Below are 20,993 nucleotides of genomic sequence, written 5' to 3' on the forward strand. Positions count from 1 at the left end.
CGGACAACTGAGAGGCGACGTCATGACGGCGACGCAGGACCGGCGTGGCCCCACCGCCAAGAACACCGAACTCGTCGACATGGCGTGGGATCCGATCACCCGCATCGTCGGCAGCCTCGGCATCTATACGAAGATCGACTTCAAGCAGCGGATCGTCGCGGAGTGCAAGAGCACCAGCTCCATCTTCCGCGGCTACTCGATCTTCATGAAGGGCAAGGATCCCCGCGACGCGCACTTCATCACCAGCCGGATCTGCGGCATCTGCGGCGACAACCACGCGACCTGCTCCTGCTACGCGCAGAACATGGCGTACGGCGTGAAGCCGCCGCACCTCGGCGAGTGGATCGTCAACCTGGGCGAGGCCGCGGAGTACATGTTCGACCACAACATCTTCCAGGAGAACCTGGTCGGGGTGGACTACTGCGAGAAGATGGTCGCCGAGACCAACCCCGGCGTGCTGGAGATGGCCAACCGCACCGAGTCCCCGCACGCAGGCGAGCACGGCTACCGCACGATCGGCGACATCATGCGCTCGCTGAACCCGTTCACCGGCGAGTTCTACCGCGAGGCGCTCCAGGTCAGCCGGATGACGCGGGAGATGTTCTGCCTGATGGAGGGCCGCCACGTGCACCCCTCCACGCTGTACCCGGGCGGCGTCGGAACCGTCGCCACGATCCAGCTGATGACCGACTACCTGAGCCGGCTGATGCGCTACGTCGAGTTCATGAAGAAGGTCGTGCCGATGCACGACGACCTGTTCGACTTCTTCTACCAGGCGCTGCCCGGCTACGAACAGGTCGGCAACCGGCGCATCCTGCTCGCCTGCTGGGGCTCGTTCCAGGATCCCGAGCACTGCAACTTCAAGTACGCCGACATGACCGACTGGGGACGCAAGATGTACGTCACCCCGGGCATCGTGGTCGACGGCAAGCTCATCACCACCGACCTGGTCAAGATCAACCTGGGTATCCGGATCCTGCTCGGCTCGTCGTACTACGACGACTGGGAGGACCAGGAGATGTTCGTGACGCACGACCCGCTGGGCAACCCCATCGACCGGCGGCATCCGTGGAACCAGCACACCAACCCCAGGCCGCAGAAGCGCGACCTCGACGACAAGTACAGCTGGGTCATGTCGCCGCGCTGGTTCGACGGTAAGGACTACCTCGCCCTCGACACCGGCGGCGGGCCGCTGGCCCGGCTCTGGTCCACCGCGCTCGCCGGGCTCGTCGACATCGGCTACGTGCAGTCCACCGGCAGCAGCGTGAAGATCAATCTGCCGAAGACCGCGCTCAAGGGACCGGTCGAGTTCGAGTGGAAGATCCCGCAGTGGAGCAACACCATCGAACGCAACCGGGCGCGCACCTACTTCCAGGCGTACGCCGCCGCCTGCGCGCTGCACTTCGCGGAGAAGGCGCTGGTGGAGATCCGGGCCGGGCGCACCAAGACGTGGGAGAGCTTCGAGGTGCCGGACGAGGGCATCGGCTGCGGCTTCACCGAGGCCGTGCGCGGCGTCCTCTCGCACCACATGGTGATCCGGGACGGCAAGATCGCGAACTACCACCCGTACCCGCCGACGCCGTGGAACGCCAATCCCCGCGACAGCTTCGGCACGCCGGGGCCCTACGAGGACGCCGTGCAGGGCCAGCCCATCTTCGAGGAGAACGACCGGGAGAACTTCAAGGGCATCGACATCATGCGTACGGTGCGCAGCTTCGACCCGTGCCTGCCGTGCGGCGTGCACATGTACCTCGGCGGCGGCAAGAAGCTGGAACTGCTGCACTCGCCGACGCAGTCCGCCGGCGCATCGTGAGCGAAGCGGACTGGCGCGCGGCCGGTGACCGCGTCGAGACCCTGATCGCCGCCAGCGCCGCCGGGGGCGCGGTCGCCCGCGAGCGCGCCGAGGAGCTGGTCCGGCTGGTCGCCGACCTGTACGGCGCCGGCCTGGAGCGGCTGCTCGACATCGCGCACGAGCACGGCGCGCTGACCGACGACGTCCTCGCGGCGCTCGCCGGCGACGACCTGGTGGCGAGCCTGCTGCTGGTGCACGGCCTGCACCCGTACTCGGCGGAGACCCGGATCGAGCAGGCGCTGGCCGACGTCCGCCCCAGCCTCGGATCGCACGGCGGCGACGTGGAACTGCTCGAGGTCAGCGCCGACGGCGTGGTCCGGCTGCGGATGCCCGGCAGCCGCGACGGCTGCCAGTCTTCGGCCGCGAACCTGAGACTGACCGTGCAGGACGCGATCGAGGCCGCCGCCCCGGAGGTCACCGCGATCGAGGTCGAGGAGCCCGCCGCCACACCCAGGCCCGGGTCGGTGATCCCGGTCTCCGCCCTCTTCTCCCGCATCGCCGACGGCGCCGGGTCCGACGCGGTCGCGTCATGACGGCGCCACGGCGTGGCGGCGTGCCGCTGGCCGCGCTGCGCCGGGTCACCCGGTCCCGGCCGGTCCCCGCCGACGGGGAACGCTGCGAGATGTGCGCGAAACCGATCGCCGCGGCGCACTCGCACGTGGTCGATCTGCAGAGCCGGGCGCTGATGTGCGCCTGCCGGCCCTGCTACCTGCTGTTCTCGGACGCGCGCGCCGCCTTGAACTACCGGTCGGTGCCGGAGCGGTATCTCTCCCTCTCCGGCGCCGCGATCGACGGCCGGACCTGGGACGAACTCCAGATCCCGGTGGGCCTCGCCTTCATGTTCCGCAACTCCGTGCAGCAGCGGATGGTCGCCTTCTATCCCGGCCCGGCCGGCGCCACCGAGTCCGACCTGCCGCTGGCCGCCTGGGACCGGATCGTCGCGCAGAGCCCGCAGCTGGCCGTGCTGCGACCGGACGTCGAGGCGCTGCTGGTACGCCGCCCCGGCGAGGACTGCTTCGTCGTGCCGATCGACGCCTGCTACGAGCTGGTCGGGCAGCTGCGCAAGCTGTGGCGCGGCTTCGACGGCGGCTCCGAGGCGCACGCGCTCATCGACACGTTCTTCGCCGACGTCCGCTCCCGCAGCCGACCCGCGCCGGCGAAGGAGACCGCATGAGCGCCTACGAATTCTCGGTGCTCGACGTTGTGGCCGAGCCGTATGCGGTCGCGCCGCAGCTCACCGCGCGACTGCGCATCGACGAGAGCACGGGCCAGCGCATCCACGCGATCGCGCTGCGCTGCCAGGTGCGCATCGAGCCGCAGCACCGCAGCTACGACGAGGGCGAACAGCAGGACCTACGCGGCCTGTTCGGCGAGCGCGCACGGTGGACGGACACCCTGAAGCCGTTCCTGTGGATGCAGTGCAACACGACCGTGCAGGGCTTCACCGGCCGCACCGAGACCGACCTCGTCCTGCCCTGCACCTACGACCTCGACGTGATCGGCACGCAGTACCTGCACGCCCTGGACGCGGGCGACGTGCCGCTCACCCTGCTCTTCTCGGGCACCGTGTTCACCCGCGGCAGCGCCGGGTTCGGGGTGGAGCAGATTCCGTGGGACTGCGAGGCCCGCTACGAGCTGCCGGTCCGGGTGTGGCGGCAGATGATCGAGATGTACTTCCCGAACACCGGCTGGCTGCGGCTCGACGCCGAGGTGCTGGCCCGGCTCGCCGGCTACCGCGCCCGGCACGGCATGACGAGCTGGGAGGAGACCGTCGAGAAGCTGCTCGGCGGTGCGGTGACATGAGTCTGGACAACTTGCGCGCGGTCGCCGATGCGGTGCTCTACGAGGGATACCTGCTCTATCCGTACCGCAAGAGCTCGTCGAAGAACCGGTCGCGCTGGCAGTTCGGGGTCCTCGGCCCGCCCAGGGCCACCGCGGCGTCCTTCGCCGAGGCACCCGACATGGCGATGCAGTGCCTCCTCGACCCCGGCGCCGCCGCTGGCGTCCGGATCCACCTGCGCTTCCTGCAGCTGCAGGCCCGCGAGGTGCAGCGCCTCGAACCCGACGGCTCCCACCTGCCGGTCGGCGAGCTGACAGTCGCCGGAACGGAGCTGCTGAGCTGGGACGAGGCCGTCGAACGGGAGATCACGGTCCCGGCGACGCCGCTGGATCAGGCGGCGGACGTCGCCGTCGACATCCCCGGCGGGTACGAGACGGAGCCGATCGCCGGACCGGACGGCTCACCCGCCGGCCGGATCGTGCGGCGCCGGTGGCCGCTGACCGCGCGGCTGCGCACCCGGACCGACGTCGACGACGGGTACGTGCGGCTGACGGTCGAGGTGCGCAACGAGCACCCGGAGACGGTCGCCGGCAAGGACGCCGCGATCCGGTCCTCGCTGATCGGCGCGCACCTGCTGGTCGAGGCGTACGACGGCGCGTTCGTCTCGCTGCTGGAGCCGCCGCCGGCGGCGGCCGCGGCGGCGGGGCGCTGCCGCCAGCGCCGCTGCTGGCCGGTCCTCGCCGGGCCCGAGGGCTCCCGCGACGTCGTGCTGGGCGCGCCGATCATCCTCTACGACCACCCGCAGATCGCCGAGCAGAGCCCGGGCGCGCTGTTCGACTCCACCGAGATCGACGAGATCCTCACGCTGCGGGTGATGACCATGACCGACGCGGAGAAGGCCGAGGCCCGCTCCACCGACCCCCGGGCCGCCGCGATCATCGACCGCTGCGACGCCATGACCGACGCCGACCTGCGGCAGTTGCACGGCGTCCTGCGCGACCCGGCACCCTGGTGGGATCCCGCGGCCGACGCCGAGGCGAACCCGGACACCGACGCGGTGATGATCGACGGCGTGCCCGTCGCCAAGGGCAGCCTGGTCCGGGTGCACCCGTCCCGGCGCGCGGACGCGCAGGATTTGTTCTTCGCCGGCCAGGTGGCGCGGGTGACCGCGGTGCTCGGCGACGTCGACGGCGGGGTGCACGTCGCCCTCGTGCTCGTCGACGACCCCGCCGCGGACCTGCACGACTGGTACGGCCGCTACTTCTACTTCGCACCCGAGGAACTCGAACCGCTACCGGCGGCCGCCGAGGCGGCCGGAGAGGAGAACCGATCGTGAAAACCATCGGCATCATCACCACGGTCGTCGGCGCGACCGTCGCCGTGTTCGCCGCCGTCGTGGCGGTACGGTCGATACCCGACATCCAGCGTTACCTGAAGATCCGCTCGATGTGACCGCGGACGAGGAGCACGGCCCGGCACGGGTACTGGTCGCCGGCATCGGCAACTTCTTCCTCGGCGACGACGGCTTCGGCCCCGAGGTCGTGCGCCGGCTGGCCGGCGCACGCACGCTGCCGCCCGGGGTACGGGTGACCGACTACGGCATCCGCGGCATGCACCTGGCCTACGACCTGCTCGACTCCTACGACACCCTGGTGCTCGTCGACGCCCTGCCTTCCGCCGGGGAGCCGGGCCGGCTCGTGGTGCTCGAGGTGACGGCGGACGACCTCGGCGACGGCGAGTACGACGCGCACGGCATGCACCCAGCGGCCATGCTCGCCAACCTCGAGCGCCTCGGCGGCACCCTGCCGACCACCTACGTCGTGGGCTGCCGGGCCGGCACCGTCGAGGAGGGCATCGGCCTCAGCGAGCCGGTCGCGGCCGCCGTCCCCGAGGCCGTCGACCGGGTACGCGAGCTCGTCGGCCGCGTCCTCGCCGGCGACGCGGGGAGGTCCTGACCATGTGCCTCGGAATTCCCGGCCGGGTGGTGCGGCTCGTCCCCGGCTACGCCGACCAGCTGGCCTTGGTGGACGTCATGGGCGCACAGCGCCAGGTAAACGTCGGCATGCTCGAGCGGGCGCCGGACCCGGAGGACTGGGTCCTGATCCACATGGGCTTCGCGCTGGAGGTCATCGACGAGGCGGCCGCCGAGCAGGCCATGTCCGGCCTGGAGCTGATGGGCCAGGCCCGCGCCGACACCGAGCCCGCCGGACGGGTCCGCCGGCGGTTCACCGTCGCCGGGCTCGTGCAGGGCGTCGGCTTCCGGCCGTTCGCCTACGCGACCGCCGCCGACCTGGCCCTGACCGGGTCGGTGGCGAACACCGCCGACGGCGTGGTGATCGAGGCCGAGGGCTCCGAGGAGGCGGTGCGGGAGTACGCCCGCCGGCTCCGGGCGGACGCGCCGCCGCTCGCGATGGTCACCGCCGTACACGAGGCCCCGCTGGTGCCCGAGGGCGGCACCGGCTTCACCATCGCGGCGTCGAGCGCGGGCGGGCGCGCGCGGACGCTGGCCTCGCCCGACGTGGCGACCTGCGACGACTGCCTCGCCGAGCTGCGCGATCCCGCCGACCGCCGGTACCGGCACCCGTTCATCACCTGCACCAACTGCGGTCCCCGCTTCACCATCATCACCGGCCTGCCGTACGACCGGGCCGCCACGACGATGGCCGGGTTCACCATGTGCGCCGCCTGCCGCGCCGAGTACGAGGACCCGGCCGACCGGCGCTTCCACGCCCAGCCGATCGCGTGCGCCGACTGCGGCCCGCGGCTGGAGCTGGAGACCACCGACGGCGCCCGGCACCCGGACCCGCTGCGCGGCGCGAGGGAGCTGCTCGCGGCCGGGCGCATCGTCGCCGTCAAGGGTCTCGGCGGTTACCACCTGGCCTGCGACGCCCGCAATCCGGCCGCCGTCGCCGAACTGCGCGCACGCAAGCGGCGCGGCGGCAAGCCGTTCGCCGTGATGGTCGCCGACCTCGACACCGCCCGGCGGCTGGTGACGATGACCGACGACGAAGAGCGGCTGCTGACCGGCGTCCGCCATCCCATCGTGCTGCTGCGCCGGCGTGCCGGCGCCGGCGTCGCCGACGCGGTGGCGCCGGGCAACCCCGATCTCGGGATCATGCTGCCCTACACGCCGCTGCACGTGCTGCTCTTCGGCCTGCCGGGCGACCCGGCCGGGCCGGACGCCCTGGTCATGACCTCGGGCAACCTCGCCGGCGAACCGATCGCCTACGACGACGCGGACGCCGCCCGGCGGCTCGCGCCGCTGGCCGATGCCTGGCTGCGGCACGACCGGGCGATCCGGGTGCCGTGCGACGACTCGGTCAGCCGGCACGCCGCCGGCGCGGAGCTGCCGATCCGCCGATCCCGCGGCCACGCACCGATGCCGCTGGCGCTGCCCTTCGAGGTGCCGCCGACGCTGGCGGTCGGCGCCGATCTGAAGAACACCTGTGCGCTTGGCAGCGGCCGGTACGCCTGGGTCAGCCAGCACATCGGCGACATGGACGACCTGAGCACCATCGACGCCCTGAGCGGCACCGAGGCCCACCTGGAGCAGCTCACCGGGGTACGCCCCGAGGTGCTCGCCGCGGACCTGCACCCCGGCTACCGCTCCACGGGCTGGGCGAACGACCACGCCGCCGGCCGGCCGGTGCGGCTGGTGCAGCACCACCACGCGCACATCGCCTCGGTGATGGCCGAACACGGCATCGGCCTCGACGAACAGGTTATCGGGGTGGCGTTCGACGGCACCGGCTACGGCACCGACGGCGCGGTGTGGGGCGGCGAGGTGCTGATCGCCGACTACAAGTCGTACGACCGGGCGGCACACCTCGGGTACGTGCCGCTCGCGGGCGGGGACGCCAGCGTGCTGCGCCCGTACCGGATGGCGCTGGCGCATCTGCGGGCCGCCGGCGTGCCGTGGCACCCGGAGCTGGGCTGCGTCGCGGCCTGCCCGCCGGCCGAGCGCGGGGTGCTCGCGCACCAGCTGGAGACGGGTTTCGGCTGCGTGCCCACCTCCAGCATGGGCCGGCTGTTCGACGCGGTCGCCTCGCTGGCCGGCGCCTGCCACGTCGTGGAGTACGAGGCCGAGGCCGCGATCATCCTCGAGGGACTGGCGGCCTCGGCCGGCCCGGCCGGCGACGGCTACCGCTTCGGTGCGCCCGCCGACCCCGGCCCGGTGATCCGCGCGGTGGCCGCCGACGTCCTCGCCGGCGTGCCCGCCGCCGTGGTCGCCGCGAGGTTCCACGCGGCGGTCACCGCCCTGATCGCCGACCTCGCCGAGCTCAGCCGCGAGCGGACCGGCCTCGACATCGTCGCGCTCGGCGGCGGAGTATTCCAGAACACGTTGCTGCTCGACGCGGCCCGGCGCGCCCTGCACGAGCGGGGGTTCACCGTGCTGCTCCCCCGGCTGCTGCCGCCCAACGACGGCGGTCTCGCCCTCGGCCAGCTGGTCGTCAGCGCCTGTTGTTGAGCATCGAGAAAGGAGACCCGCGCATGTGCCTGGCCGTTCCCGGACGCGTTCTGAGCATCGCCGAGACCGACGGCACCCTGATGGCCGAGGTCGACTTCGGCGGCGTACACAAGAACGTGTGCCTCCAGTACATCCCCGACGCCGCGATCGGCGAATACGTGGTGGTCCACGTCGGATTCGCCATCCAGCGGCTCGATGAGAAGTCCGCGATTGAGACGCTGGCCAACTTCGAGCGCCTCGGTATCCTCGACGACGAGTTCGGCGACGGGTTCACCCGCGCGGCCGAACAGGCGGGAGCCGACCAATGAAGTACCTCGACGAATTCAGCAACCCCGACCTGGCCCGAAGGCTCCTCGACGAGATCCACGCGACCGCCACCCGCCCCTGGGCGTTGATGGAGGTCTGCGGCGGCCAGACCCACTCGATCATCCGGCACGGCATCGACCAGCTCCTGCCCGAGGGCATCGAGATGATCCACGGCCCCGGCTGTCCCGTCTGCGTCACCCCGCTGGAGATCATCGACCGGGCCCTGGCCATCGCCGCGCAGCCCGGCGTGATCTTCTGCTCGTTCGGCGACATGCTGCGCGTGCCCGGCAGCGACCGGGACCTGTTCGGCGTCAAGAGCGCCGGCGCGGACGTGCGCGTCGTCTACTCCCCGCTCGACGCGCTCACCATCGCCCGGGAGAATCCCGACCGCCAGGTGGTGTTCTTCGGCATCGGCTTCGAGACCACCGCCCCGGCCAACGCGATGACCGTCTACCAGGCCAAGCGGCTCGGCATCACCAACTTCTCGCTGCTGGTCTCGCACGTGCTGGTGCCGCCGGCGATCGCCGCCATCATGGAGTCGCCGCGCTGCCGGGTGCAGGCCTTCCTGGCCGCCGGCCACGTCTGCAGCGTCATGGGCACCGGCGAATACCCGCCCCTGGCCGAGAAGTACGGCGTCCCGATCGTGGTGACCGGCTTCGAGCCGCTCGACATCCTCGAGGGCATCCGCCAGACCATCGTCCAGCTCGAGGCCGGGCGCCACGAGTTGCAGAACGCCTACCCCCGGGCCGTACGCGCGGAGGGCAACCTGCCCGCGGTGGCGATGCTGCGCGACGTGTTCGAGGTGACCGACCGGACCTGGCGCGGCATCGGCACGATCCCGGACAGCGGGTGGCGGCTCTCGCCGCGGTACTCCGACTTCGACGCGGAACTGCGCTTCGACGTCGGCGGCATCAACACCTGCGAGTCGGCGCTGTGCCGCTCCGGCGAGGTCCTGCAGGGCCTGCTGAAACCGAACGAGTGCGCGGCGTTCGGCAAGCAGTGCACCCCGCGCAACCCGCTCGGCGCGACGATGGTGTCCTCCGAGGGGGCGTGTGCCGCCTACTACGCGTACCGCCGGCTCGACCTGGTGCAGATCTGATGACGGACCTGGACTTCGAGAACTGGACCTGCCCGCTGCCGCTGCGCAACACCCCGTCGATCGTGATGGGACACGGCGGCGGCGGGGCCATGTCGGCCGAGCTCGTCGAGCACCTGTTCCTGCCCCGATTCGGGGCCGCCGCCGGCACCGCGAGCCTCGGCGACTCCGCCGTCGTCACCGTCGGCGGCGCGCGCCTCGCGTTCTCCACCGACTCGTTCGTGGTGAAGCCGATGTTCTTCCCCGGCGGCACGATCGGCGACCTCGCGATCAACGGCACCGTCAACGACCTGGCCATGTCCGGCGCCACCCCGCTGTACCTGTCGACCGCCTTCATCCTGCAGGAGGGCACCGCCCTGGCCGACCTCGCCCGCATCGCCGAGGCGATGGGCGCCGCCGCGGCGGCCGTCGGGGTGCGGCTGGTCACCGGGGACACCAAGGTCGTGGACAGCGGCAGCGGCGACGGGGTGTACATCAACACCACCGGCATCGGCGTCGTCGCCGACGGCGTGGACATCGCGGCGCACCGGGCGGCGGCCGGGGACGCGGTGCTCATCAGCGGGGACATCGGCGTGCACGGGGTGGCGGTCATGAGCTGCCGCGAGGGCCTCGAGTTCGGCACCGCCGTGCGCAGCGACACCGCCCCGCTGCACGGCCTGGTCGCCGCGATGATCGCGACCGGCGCCGACCTGCACGTGCTGCGCGACCCGACCCGGGGCGGCGTCTCGGCGTCGCTGAACGAGATAGCCCGGGCCGCGGGCGTGGGTGTCGAACTGGTCGAGCGGGACCTGCCCGTACCGCCGGGGGTCCGCGACGCGTGCAGCCTGCTCGGCCTCGATCCGATGCAGGTCGCCAACGAGGGCAAGCTCCTGGCGTTCGTGCCCGCCGCGCAGGCCGGCGACGTCCTGGCCGCCATGCGGGCGCATCCGCTGGGCGAGGGCGCGCGCCGGATCGGCACGGTCGTGTCCGAGCACCCCGGCATGGTCGTGGCGCGGACGGCGCTCGGCGGCACCCGGGTCGTCAACCTGCCCATCGGCGAGCAACTGCCCCGGATCTGCTGATGAGCCTGCGGGGGACGCTGCTGTTCGCCCGGTATGCATACCCGCCGAACGAGCTGGGCTACTGCGGGCCGGAGGGTGCGGCGGCGCTGCTGCGCCCGGACGCGCCGGCGGAGATCGCCCGGCGGGCCCGCTGCTTCGAGGGCGCCTGGAGCTACCTGGAGTTCATCGCCGCGTCGGCCGGCATCGCCGATCCGCTCGACGAGGCGGTGGTCGAGGCGTACTGGATCGGCAACGAGCTGCTCGACGGCGTCTCGGCGCCGGAGCTGGTGGCGTGGCTGGGCGAACGCTTCCACGGCCAGCCCGGCGGCACCTGGCGTACGGCGGGCGAGCGGGCCACGCCGCACCACAGCTTCCAGGTGTTCGAGGTCTATCCGTGGGCCGGGCTGCTCACGGCCAAGGCCGGGCCGGTCGCGGTGTCGGTGCTCGACCGCTGCCGCATCCGCGTCGGCGTCGTCCTCGACGTGCACGGCGAGTCGGCGACCGTACGCTCGAATCCCCTGGTGTGGGACGGCGCGGAGCTGACGCCGGGTCCGGCGCGCGACGAGGTCGCCGCCTGGTCGGTCAACGGGAGATCGCTGCTCGGCAGCCTGTCACCCGGCGACCGGGTGTCCCTGCACTGGGACTGGGTCTGCGACGTCATCACCGGCGAGCAGCAGGAGCGGATCGAGTCGCTGGAGCTGCGCCAGCGTCGCTCCCTGACGGCCCCGGCCGTCGAGAAGTGCGGGTGACGACCGGGGCGCGCGTGTCCAGGGTCAGACGGACCACCAGATCGTGGTGTCCGCCGGGATCTCCACCTCGGCGCCGTCCAGGTCGACCGGGCCGCTGGTCAGCAGCGCCCGCCCCGGCATGGGGATCCGGATCGGGGCCGCCGTCATGTTGACCGTGCAGCGGAAGTGCGGGGCGCGCTCGAAGACCAGCAGGCCCTCCGGCGCCTCGCACCAGGTCAGGTTGTCCGCCGCGCCGAGCGCCGGGTCCGAGTGGCGCAGCGCCAGCGCCGCGCGGTAGAGCTCCAGCGTGGAGCCCGGGCGTCCCTGCTGCGCCGCGACGCTCAGCTGCGCCCAGCTCTCGGGCTGCGGCAGCCAGCTGGGGCCGTCCGGCGGGCCGAAGCCGTACGGGGTCCGGTCGCCGTCCCACGGGATCGGCACCCGGCAGCCGTCGCGGTAGCCGTCCTGGCCGTTCGCGCGGTGGAACGCCGGGTCCTGGCGCACCTCCGGCGGCAGGTCGACGACCTCGGGCAGACCCAGCTCCTCGCCCTGGTACAGGTACGCCGAGCCGGGCAGCGCGAGCATCAGCAGCGTCGCGGCACGCGCCCGGCGCTGCCCCGCCGCCGGGTCGACGTCGATCGGCTTGCGGCCGGCCACCTCGTCGCCGTCGTTGGGCTGCAGCATGCGGGTGGTGTGCCGGACGACGTCGTGGTTGGACAGCGTCCAGGTGGCCGGGGCGCCGACCTTGCGCATCGCCTCGAGCGAGTCGTCGATGACCTTGCGCTGGTCGGCGGCGTCCCACGCCGTGCCGAGGTAGCTGAAGTTGAAGGCCTGGTGCAGTTCGTCGGGGCGCACGTAGTTGGCGACCCGCTCCAGGGTCGGCGCCCACGCCTCGGCCACCGCGATGCGCTCGCCCGGGTACTCGTCGAGGATCCGACGCCAGCTGCGGTAGATCTCGTGCACGCCGTCGCGGTCGAAGCACGGGCTGATGCCCGCGTCGAGCAGGTGCCATTCCCTCGACTCGTCGATGTCGGGCAGGCCCTCGGCCTTGACCATGCCGTGCGCCACGTCGATCCGGAAGCCGTCGACGCCGAGGTCCAGCCAGAACCGCAGGATGGTGCGGAACTCGTCGGCGACCGCGGGGTGCTCCCAGTTGAAGTCCGGCTGCTCCGGCGCGAACAGGTGCAGGTACCAGTCGCCGGGGGTGCCGTCCGGGTCGGTGGTCCGGGTCCAGGCGGGGCCACCGAAGATCGACTTCCAGTTGTTCGGCGGCAGCTCGCCGTTCTCGCCCTGTCCGGGCTGGAAGTGGTAACGCCCCCGCAGCGGCGAGCCGGGGCCCTCCGCGATCGCCCGCCGGAACCATTCGTGCTGGTCCGAGGAGTGGTTCGGCACGAGGTCGACGATCACGCGGATCCCGAGCCCGTGTGCGTCGGCGATCAGACCCTGCGCGTCGGCGATGGTGCCGAACATCGGGTCGACCATGCGGTAGTCCGCCACGTCGTAGCCGGCGTCGGCCTGCGGCGAGGCGTAGAACGGCGACAGCCACACGGCGTCGACGCCCAGCTCACGCAGGTACGGCAGGCGGCTGCGGATGCCCGGCAGATCGCCGATGCCGTCGCCGTCGGAGTCGGCGAAGCTACGCGGGTAGATCTGGTAGATGACCGCGTCCCGCCACCAGGGGCTCGGCGCGGCCGCGGCGGCGTCGTCGCGCTCAGCCGTCGGTAGTGCGAACAGTTGATCGGTCATGGCGGATGACGGTAGCAGGTTACTAACTCGTGTTACATACCTCTGAACGGCCGACCTCGCCGCCGGGTCGGACGATAGCTCTCAGTAACGGCTCAGGACGGCTTGGCGGTGGAGTCGCGCACGATCAGCGACGTGCCGAGCGACTGGTGCGGGTGCTGGTCCTCGCCCCGGATGGCCGAGATGAGGAAGTCCGCCGCGGTGCGACCCTTGGTCACGATCGGCTGCCGCACCGTGGTCAGCCGGGGGCGGAACCACGCCGACTCGGCCAGGTCGTCGAAACCGGTCACCGAGACCCCCGTCGGCACGTCGATGCCGAGCTCCTGCAGGGCGTCGACCACCCCGTACGCGAGCACGTCGGAGAGCGCCATGATCGCCGTCGGCGGCTGCCCATCGGCCATCAGCGCGCGGGTCGCGCGGTAACCCTCCGTGCGCGACACCGGGACCTCCGCCAGCCGCACGTCGTCCATCGTGAGCCCGACCTCGGCCAGCGCCTCCGCGATGCCGGCCATCCGCCGCCGCAGCGGTCCGCCGGGGCCGCGGTCCGGCTGGTCCGGGCCCGGGCCCAGCGACACCACCGCGAGACGCCGGTGCCCCTGCTCCAGCAGGTACCGGGTGACCTCCCGGGCGCCGCCATGATCGTCGACGTCAACGCTGGGCGCGCCCTCGTACCGGTCGCTGTCGATCAGCACGAACGGGATGTTGCGCCGCTCGAGCTCGGCCACCTCACCCCGGTCCATCTCCAGCCCGCAGACGATGAAGCCGTCGACCGCCGCGTACGGGATGGCCTTGAGCACCGAGTCCTGCAGCGGCGGCGTGAGCAGCAGGGTGTAGCCCTCCTGGTCGCACACCTGCCCGACGCCCATCAGGAACCGCGAGTAGTAGGGGTTCTCCATGATCCGGGCCAGCGGCTCCGGCAGCAGCACGCCCAGCGACTGGGTCGCGCCGGCCTGCAGCATCCGGGCCAGCGTGTTCGGCGTGTAGCCGATCTCCCGGGCCACCGCCAGGATGCGCTCACGGGTGGCGGCGGAGATCCGCTGCGGGTTGTTGAAGGCGCACGACACCGCCGACCGGGACACTCCGGCCGCCGCGGCGACATCACTTGACGTCGGCTTGCCGCCGGCCTTTTTCGACGGCATCCGCCACGACCTCGCTCGCTCGGTAAGCGCCTACGATAACCCAGCCGCCGACAGCAGCTGCCGGACCAGGGTGTGCACGTCTGCCGTCTCGTCGTCGGCCAGGACGACGATCCCCGCGCGGCGGTCCGGCAGCCAGGCGCCGAACGTGACGAAGCCGGGTATGTCGCCGGGGTGGAAGTAGGCCCGGTGCCCGCCGACCGTGCCGATGTACAGCCCGTAGCCGTAATAGGCGCCGGCGAAGGACCGGCCCGGCGCGGGCTCCTCCCCCGTCGGCGCGAGCGGGCCCGTCAGCACCATGTGCGACTCCCAGCCGAGCACGGCGCCGGTGTGCAGGGCACCCGTCCAGCGGGCCAGATCGCCCACGGTCGACCACACGTCGCTGGTGCCCGGCAACGGCGGCAGCACGGCATCCGGCAGCGGCTCGCCGGCGCGGTGCCCGCGTGCGGACCCGGCGCCGTCCGGACGTCCCGTCGTGGTCGAGCCCAGGCCGGCCGGCGCGAAGAGGTGCTCCGCGAGGAACGACCCGTACTCCTGTCCCGCGGCCCGCTCGACGATGTGCGCGACCAGCAGATAGCCGGGGCTGCTGTAGCACCAGCGGACCCCCGGCCGGCTGAGCGGCTCCGCGTGCGTGAGCAGCGGGACACGCTGCTCGATCGCGATCGTCTCGGCCACGCCGAATCCCGGCACGTCCTGCCAGTGGCTCATCCCGGAGGTGTGCGTCAGCAGGTGGTGCAGGGTGATCTCGCGCCACCGGGCCGGGCTGCCCGGCAGCCAGTGACTCACCGGCTGGTCCAACTTGAGCGTGCCCCGCTCGGCCAGCAGCAGCGCGGCGACCGCGGCGAACTGCTTGCCCAGCGAGGCGATCGGGAAGCGGGTCTCCGACGTCGCCGGGCCGCCGGCGACGTCCACCGCGACTGACCCGTCGACGGTCACCAACGCGGCGCCGTGCAGGCCCTCGACTGTCCACATGGCCGACAGATTAGCCCCGAACGCGGGGGAAAGGAGAGATCAGGACACCGGGAGGTGAATCGTGAAGGTCGTACCGACGCCCTCGGTCGACTGCACGTCGATCCGGCCGTGGTGGTTTTCCACCACGGTGCTGACGATCGCCAGGCCCAGGCCGGTGCCGGGAACCGCCTCCCGGACCGCGTTGCTGGCCCGGAAGAAGCGGGTGAAGAGCGCGTCCTGCTCCCCCTCCGGGATGCCCATGCCGGTGTCCGCGACAGCGATGACCACCTCGCCGTCCTCGCGCCGCGCCACCAGCGACACCGTGCCGGCCGCCGGCGTGAACTTCACCGCGTTCGTCAACAGGTTCATCAGGAGCCGGTCCAGCTGGCCGGCGTCGGCGTTGAGCCGCAGCGGCCCGTACACCTCGGTGTGCAGGCCGACCCGCGCCTTGACCGCCGCCGGCGAGATCGCCGCGACGGCGGCCTCCACCAGCTCGGCCAGGTCGACCGGGTGCGGCGTGGCCTGGAACGTCCCCGATTCGATCTTCGAGAGGACCAGCAGCTCCTCGATCAGCTCGCGCAGCCGCCGGGTGTTGCGCCCGATCACGTCCAGCATCCGCGCCTGCTGGGGTGTCAGCTCGCCGGCCTCGGCGTCCAGCAGCAGCTCGACATAGCCGGAGATGCTGGTCAGCGGCGTGCGCAGCTCGTGCGAGACGGTCGACAGAAAGTCGTTCTTCGCGGTGTCCAGATCCTGCAGCCGGGCCACCAGCTGCTGTTCGCGCTCGTACAGGCGGGCGAGGTGCACCCCGCGGCCGAGGTCGCCGGCGACCGACTCGGTGAGCCGGACGTCCACCGGCGTGAAGGGCTCCCGGGCGTCGCGGATCAGGGTGAGCGCGCCGAGGCAGTCCTCTCCGGCGCTGACCGCCACGGTGAGTACCGGCCCGTCGCCGACCCGGGCCCAGGCCTGCCGCTCGGCCTCCGGGGGATGCACGCCACCGGCCGGCACCGGGTCGTCGGTGGTCCATACGTCGCCGCTCCTGAGCCAGCCCACGTCGCAGCCGGCGAGCGGGGCGAGCGGCCCGCCGGCGTGCTCGTCGCGCAGGCTGCTCAGCCGCGGCACCTCGGGACACCCGGGCGCCATCCGGACCAGCACGTGGTCGGCCCGCATGATCTCGGCAAGACCCCGGATCGCCTCGTCGATCGCGTCCAGGACGCTGAGGTGTGCCCGAATCCGGTAGCCGAGCTCGCGGACCAGGCCGCGCCGCCTGGCGACGTCGCGCTCGGCGCCGCGTATCCGGTCGCCCTCGTCCGCCATGGCGTTGACCGCGGCGGCGACCGCCCGGATCTCGGTCGGGCCGCTGCCGGCGTCGGCACGGACATCGAGCTTGCCCTGCCCGCGCTGGGCCATCACGCGGACCACGTCGTCGAGCGGAACGGTGATCCGGCGGGCCGTGATGATCGCGGTGATGGCGGCGAGGAGCGCCGCGCCGACGGTCAGCGCCACCAGTACCACGATTGTCGCGCCGCCCAGCCGGAAGCTGAGGCTCCGCAGCTCGTCGGTGCGTGCGGCGAGATCGGCGTCGAAATCCCGGTTCGCGGCCAGGAAGGCCTGGAAGAGCGGCCGCCCCTCGCTGGCGTACCGCACCGCCTCGGCGCTGCGCGGCGGCGCCCGGCTCTGCAGCTCCGCCAGGTCGAACCAGGTGTCGGCCCGGATCAGCTGCTCGTCGACGGCCGGCACCTCGTCCTTGTCCGCCAGCGACCGCAGCGACTGGCTGACCAGGGCGTAGTCGGCCACGGCGGCCTCGAAGACGCCCAGCATCTCGTCGTCGCCGGTCAGCGAGTAGCCGCGCAGTCCCCGCTGCGCGTCGGTGAGCACGCCGCGTAGCTGGGCGTTGGCCAGCCGGAGCGGATGGACCCCGGTGGTGAGCGCGCGGACCACCCGGTGCTGCTGCAGCACCATGGCCGTCTCGATCAGCCCGGAACAGACGATCAGGCTGACCAGGATCACGAACGCTCTGGTCAGCAGGAATCCGACAGAGCGGTCACCGCGCATGGGCAGGTATCAGGCCCGGGCCCGGCTCAGCAGCGCCTGGATCCGCGACACCAGCTCGCGCGGGCTGAAGGGCTTGGTCACGTAGTCGTCGGCGCCGGCGCTGAAGCCACCCTCGACGTCGTGCTCCTGCACGCGGGCGGTCAGCATGATGATCAGCATGCCGGACGTCACCGGGTCGCCGCGCAATATCCGGCACACGTCGATGCCGGAGAGCCCGGGCATCGAGATGTCCAGGACCGCGAGCGTGGGCTGCCGGGCCCGGGCCTGCTCGAGCGCCGACTGGCCGTCCTCGACCGCGATCACGTCGAAGCCGGCCTGCTCGAGCTTGAACGCCACCAGGTCACGGATGTCGGGATCGTCGTCGGCGACCAGGACCACCGTCACGGCAATTCCCCCCGGTCGAGGCCGCGCGGGAATGCCCGACCTGATATTCGCTACCAATTCGCATGATATCCCGTTAGTCCGCGTAAGACCGCCGCTCGCCGCAACCACATGGCAACCCCCGCGCAGCCGCCGTGCAGCTCCGACCTGGTGCCCTTGAACACAGACGCTCAACCGCGAACAGAACGGCAGGAGGACCCGATGACTGTCCTGGACAGCGATGACATCCGCACCGAGGCGTTGTTCGTCTCCGACCTGCAGCGTTCGCAGCAGCCGACGGCAGAGCTGATCCGCGAGGCCGTGTCCGAGACGGTGGACCGGCTGGGTGAGAGCGGCTGCGCCGCCCTCGTCGCCCAGGAGTTCGGCGAGCACCCCGACTGCGCCCTCGGCCGGATGCAGTGGGCCCGGAACGCGGTGCGCACCGCGTTCGCGGCCTGACCGCCCTCCTTCGAGACGCCGGCGCCGGCAAAGCTGGCGCCGGCACCGCGACCGGCCGTAAGGTATCGGTCATGCACGCGCGATTGAGCATGTGGTGGCCCGCCGACCCGGCGGCCACACCCACCCGCGCGTAACCTCACCCACCGCGGCCGCCTCTCCGAGGCGGCCGTTTCCGTGTGGCCCGATCCTCGGCGGCGGCTCATGACCGAACCGAGGAACCATGAGGCCCTTCGCCCTGCTGCACCGTGACGGCGCCGACCACGTCGACGTCCTCGAAGGCGACGTCGTCACCGTCGACACGCTCGCCGACATCCCCCTGACACCCGGAAGACCCGGCCCGCAGACCCTCGCCCTGATCCCGTTCCGGCAGATCGCCGAGCGCGGCTTCGACTGCGTCGACGACGGCGCGCCCCTGGAATGCCTGCGGATCGCCGCACACACCACCCGGCCCCTGCCTCAGGTCATCGACGAACTCCCGGCCGCGCCGGTCGCGCTCTCCGGCGGCGCGTTCGACATCACCGACGACGCGTACGGCGAGATCGTCGCCGAGGTACTGCGCGACGAGATCGGCCGCGGCGAGGGCGCCAACTTCGTCATCCACCGCGTCTTCACGGCGACCGTCGACGGCGCCCCGCTCGACGCGGCCCGGGCGGCGTTCCGCAACCTGCTCACCGGCGAGCGGGGCGCGTACTGGACGTTCCTGGTGCACACCGGCACCCGTACGCTCGTCGGCGCCACCCCGGAGCGGCACGTCAGCGTCGCCGACGGCCTGACGATGATGAACCCGATCTCCGGAACGTTCCGCCACGACGGCACCCGCGACCTGCTCGACTTCCTCGCCGACCGCAAGGAGATCGACGAGCTGTACATGGTGCTCGACGAGGAGCTCAAGATGATGGCCGCGGTCGCCGAGCACGGCGGGCAGGTCGTCGGCCCGTACCTGAAACGGATGGCCCACCTCACCCACACCGAGTATCTGCTGGCCGGAAAGGGCTCGCTCGACGTACGCGAGGTGCTGCGCGCGACCATGTTCGCGCCGACCGTCACCGGCAGCCCGCTGGAGAACGCCTGCCGGGTGATCGCCCGGCACGAGCGCCGCGGCCGCGGCTACTACGCGGGCGTGCTCGCGCTGCTCGGCCACGACGACGAGGGGCGGCAGACCCTCGACGCGCCGATCCTGATCCGCACGGCGGAGATCTCGCCCGCCGGCACCCTGCGGGTGCCGGTCGGCGCCACCCTGGTCCGGCACTCGACCGCGGCCGGCGAGGTCGCCGAGACACACACCAAGGCCGCGGGCGTGCTGGCCGCGCTGGGCGCCTCCTCCCTGCCCCGGCCGGCGGCACGCCCCGAGGACGACGGCCCCGAGGTGCTGGCCGCCCTGGCCGCGCGCAACGACGGCCTGGCCCGCTTCTGGCTGGACCAGCGCCGCCCGGGCGCCCTGACCGTGCCGGACCTGGACGGCCGGACGGCCGTGATCGTCGACAACGAGGACACGTTCACGGCCATGCTGGCGCACCAGCTCCGCGCCCTCGGCCTGGCCGTGACGGTGGTGCCGTGGACGGCGCCGGTCGTGCCGGGCGCCGACCTGGTGGTCGTCGGCCCCGGCCCGGGCGACCCCGCCTCCGGCGGGGAGAAGATGTCGACGCTCCGGGCCCTGATCGCCGACCTGCTGGCGGCGGGCCAGCCGACGCTGGCGGTCTGCCTGGGCCACCAGATCCTCAGCGCCGCGCTCGGCCTGCGCCTGCACCGCCGGGACGTGCCCTACCAGGGCGTCGCCCGCGACATCGACCTGTTCGGGAACGTGCGCCGGGTCGGCTTCTACTCCAGCTTCACGGCCCTCGCCGACCGGATCGACGGCGTGGAGATCGCCGCCGACCCGGCGGACGGCACGGTGCACGCGCTGCGCGGCCCGGGATTCGCGGGTGTCCAGTTCCACCCGGAGTCGGTGCTCAGCGCGGACGGCGTCGCGGTCCTCGCGGAACTTCTCCCGCCACTTCTCTCCCGGACGGTTAGCCCGGCAACCAGCGGGTAGCGCATAGGACACCGGTGGTTCAAGCGGACCGAGAGCCTCCGCTTGGACCACCGGCCCCGCCCGCCGCGGCCTAGGATCTTCGGCATGGAAGCCACCTATTTCTTCGATCCGGCCTGCCCGTTCACCTGGCGCACCTCGCGGTGGCTTGTCGGCGTGGCAGAACAGCGTGGCGTGACCCTGCGCTGGCGCGCGTTCAGCCTGTCCATCCTCAACGGTGACAACGTCCCGGACCAGTACAAGCCGATGATGGCGGCGTCCAGCCGGGCGCTGCGCCTGGTGGAGGCGCTGCGTGCCGATCACCGCGACGAGACCGTCGGCGCCTTCTACACCGAGCTCGGCACCCGCACCCACGAGGCCGGCGTGCCGATCTCGGACGAGATCGTCGTGGCGGCGGCCGAGGCGGCCGGCGTCGACAACGCGAAGGCTATCCTCGAGGACCCGGCGTGGGACGAGGCGGTGCGCGAGTCGCACGAGCTGGGCTTCGGCTCGGCGGGGCCGGACATCGGCTCGCCGGTCCTGATGATCGAGGGCGCCGGGCGGGGCGTGCACGGCCCGATCATCGACGAGGTACCCGACCGCGAGGAGTCCCTGGCCATCTGGGACGCGGTCGTCCCGCTCGCCCGGAGCGGCGCGTTCTTCGAGCTCAAGCGTGGCCGCCGGTAAGTCGTCGTCAGCCTGATGAAGGAGCACCACATGATCGAGCCACAGGTCAACCTGGACCCGGACTCCCTGAGCCCGGTCGGGGACAAGCTGCGCGGCCCGCTGGAGGATCAGCTGACGTCCGCGCTGCGGGCCGCGGCGGAGAAGATCGCCGACGGGTACGCCGGTGAGCCGGTCGACACGGTGACGGCGCAGCTGCTGGAGCAGACCCGCGCGGGCCTGCACCCCGACATCGCCGCGGGCTTCGAACCGGACCACGCCGAGCTGCGCCGCGTCGCCGAGGCCATCGTCCGCGACTCCTGACCGGCCGGCATCTCCCCGGTCAGGAATCGC

20 protein-coding genes are annotated in these 20,993 nt (G+C 72.3%); 15 read left to right on the forward strand and 5 right to left on the reverse strand.

From position 1 onward, the window contains the following. The first annotated feature begins 22 nt into the window (after positions 1–22). The 11 genes from AB0B58_RS33280 to AB0B58_RS33330 all read left to right on the forward strand — a co-directional run bounded on the left by AB0B58_RS33280 (position 23) and on the right by AB0B58_RS33330 (position 11,291). Entirely contained in the window at positions 23–1,813 is a 1,791-nt protein-coding gene (locus AB0B58_RS33280) for a nickel-dependent hydrogenase large subunit (RefSeq protein WP_360231926.1), read from the forward strand. Next, on the forward strand, positions 1,810–2,385 hold the full coding sequence (locus AB0B58_RS33285; RefSeq protein WP_360231929.1) for a NifU family protein: 576 nt from the start codon (positions 1,810–1,812) through the stop codon (positions 2,383–2,385). Before AB0B58_RS33280 ends, AB0B58_RS33285 begins: the two co-directional genes overlap by 4 nt. Beyond that, on the forward strand, positions 2,382–3,026 hold the full coding sequence (locus tag AB0B58_RS33290; protein WP_360231932.1) for a DUF5947 family protein: 645 nt from the start codon (positions 2,382–2,384) through the stop codon (positions 3,024–3,026). The genes AB0B58_RS33285 and AB0B58_RS33290 overlap by 4 nt, the downstream gene beginning before the upstream one ends. Beyond that, positions 3,023–3,655, forward strand: a complete 633-nt coding sequence (locus tag AB0B58_RS33295; protein WP_360231935.1) for a DUF6084 family protein — start codon at positions 3,023–3,025, stop codon at positions 3,653–3,655. The genes AB0B58_RS33290 and AB0B58_RS33295 overlap by 4 nt, the downstream gene beginning before the upstream one ends. Next, entirely contained in the window at positions 3,652–4,968 is a 1,317-nt protein-coding gene (locus AB0B58_RS33300; RefSeq protein ID WP_360231939.1) for a hypothetical protein, read from the forward strand. Before AB0B58_RS33295 ends, AB0B58_RS33300 begins: the two co-directional genes overlap by 4 nt. Positions 4,969–5,080: 112 nt before the next feature. Further along, on the forward strand, positions 5,081–5,587 hold the full coding sequence (locus AB0B58_RS33305) for a hydrogenase maturation protease (protein WP_360231942.1): 507 nt from the start codon (positions 5,081–5,083) through the stop codon (positions 5,585–5,587). 2 nt (positions 5,588–5,589) lie between these two features. Next, positions 5,590–8,100: a carbamoyltransferase HypF gene (hypF, locus tag AB0B58_RS33310; RefSeq protein WP_360231945.1), complete on the forward strand. Its 2,511-nt coding sequence runs from the start codon at positions 5,590–5,592 to the stop codon at positions 8,098–8,100. A gap of 23 nt (positions 8,101–8,123) precedes the next feature. After that, on the forward strand, positions 8,124–8,408 hold the full coding sequence (locus AB0B58_RS33315; RefSeq protein ID WP_360231948.1) for a HypC/HybG/HupF family hydrogenase formation chaperone: 285 nt from the start codon (positions 8,124–8,126) through the stop codon (positions 8,406–8,408). Beyond that, a complete protein-coding gene (gene hypD / locus AB0B58_RS33320) occupies positions 8,405–9,505 on the forward strand; it encodes a hydrogenase formation protein HypD (protein ID WP_360231951.1) in 1,101 nt (366 codons plus the stop codon). Before AB0B58_RS33315 ends, hypD begins: the two co-directional genes overlap by 4 nt. After that, on the forward strand, positions 9,505–10,563 hold the full coding sequence (hypE, locus tag AB0B58_RS33325; protein WP_360231955.1) for a hydrogenase expression/formation protein HypE: 1,059 nt from the start codon (positions 9,505–9,507) through the stop codon (positions 10,561–10,563). The genes hypD and hypE overlap by 1 nt, the downstream gene beginning before the upstream one ends. Continuing rightward, positions 10,563–11,291, forward strand: coding sequence for a DUF6390 family protein (locus AB0B58_RS33330; RefSeq protein ID WP_360231958.1), 729 nt, complete (start codon positions 10,563–10,565; stop codon positions 11,289–11,291). The genes hypE and AB0B58_RS33330 overlap by 1 nt, the downstream gene beginning before the upstream one ends. A 24-nt stretch (positions 11,292–11,315) precedes the next feature. Here the strand turns inward: AB0B58_RS33330 and AB0B58_RS33335 are convergent, their stop codons facing one another. The 5 genes from AB0B58_RS33335 to AB0B58_RS33355 form a co-directional block, all read right to left on the reverse strand. Then, on the reverse strand, positions 11,316–13,013 hold the full coding sequence (locus tag AB0B58_RS33335; RefSeq protein WP_360231961.1) for a glycoside hydrolase family 13 protein: 1,698 nt from the start codon (positions 13,011–13,013) through the stop codon (positions 11,316–11,318). Between the two features lie 92 nt (positions 13,014–13,105). After that, the gene (locus AB0B58_RS33340) at positions 13,106–14,149 is read right to left on the reverse strand and encodes a LacI family DNA-binding transcriptional regulator (RefSeq protein WP_360231964.1); all 1,044 of its coding nucleotides are present in this window, start codon (positions 14,147–14,149) and stop codon (positions 13,106–13,108) included. Between the two features lie 30 nt (positions 14,150–14,179). Continuing rightward, positions 14,180–15,118, reverse strand: coding sequence for a serine hydrolase domain-containing protein (locus AB0B58_RS33345; protein ID WP_360231967.1), 939 nt, complete (start codon positions 15,116–15,118; stop codon positions 14,180–14,182). 39 nt (positions 15,119–15,157) lie between these two features. Further along, positions 15,158–17,149: an ATP-binding protein gene (locus AB0B58_RS33350; protein ID WP_360231970.1), complete on the reverse strand. Its 1,992-nt coding sequence runs from the start codon at positions 17,147–17,149 to the stop codon at positions 15,158–15,160. 9 nt (positions 17,150–17,158) lie between these two features. Continuing rightward, complete coding sequence (locus AB0B58_RS33355) at positions 17,159–17,533, reverse strand: response regulator (protein ID WP_360231973.1); 375 nt, start codon at positions 17,531–17,533, stop codon at positions 17,159–17,161. A gap of 198 nt (positions 17,534–17,731) precedes the next feature. Between AB0B58_RS33355 and AB0B58_RS33360 the strand changes: the two genes are divergently transcribed. The 4 genes from AB0B58_RS33360 to AB0B58_RS33375 all read left to right on the forward strand — a co-directional run bounded on the left by AB0B58_RS33360 (position 17,732) and on the right by AB0B58_RS33375 (position 20,963). Further along, positions 17,732–17,968: a hypothetical protein gene (locus AB0B58_RS33360; RefSeq protein WP_360231976.1), complete on the forward strand. Its 237-nt coding sequence runs from the start codon at positions 17,732–17,734 to the stop codon at positions 17,966–17,968. A gap of 220 nt (positions 17,969–18,188) precedes the next feature. Further along, positions 18,189–20,000, forward strand: coding sequence for an anthranilate synthase family protein (locus AB0B58_RS33365; RefSeq protein WP_360231979.1), 1,812 nt, complete (start codon positions 18,189–18,191; stop codon positions 19,998–20,000). A gap of 84 nt (positions 20,001–20,084) precedes the next feature. Beyond that, positions 20,085–20,663: a DsbA family protein gene (locus tag AB0B58_RS33370; RefSeq protein WP_360231982.1), complete on the forward strand. Its 579-nt coding sequence runs from the start codon at positions 20,085–20,087 to the stop codon at positions 20,661–20,663. Positions 20,664–20,693: 30 nt separating this feature from the next. Further along, complete coding sequence (locus tag AB0B58_RS33375; RefSeq protein ID WP_360231985.1) at positions 20,694–20,963, forward strand: hypothetical protein; 270 nt, start codon at positions 20,694–20,696, stop codon at positions 20,961–20,963. Positions 20,964–20,993 lie beyond the last annotated feature (30 nt).

Origin of the sequence: Actinoplanes sp. NPDC049118 (genome assembly GCF_040648555.1) — a bacterium.
Classification (GTDB): Bacteria; Actinomycetota; Actinomycetes; order Mycobacteriales; family Micromonosporaceae; genus Actinoplanes.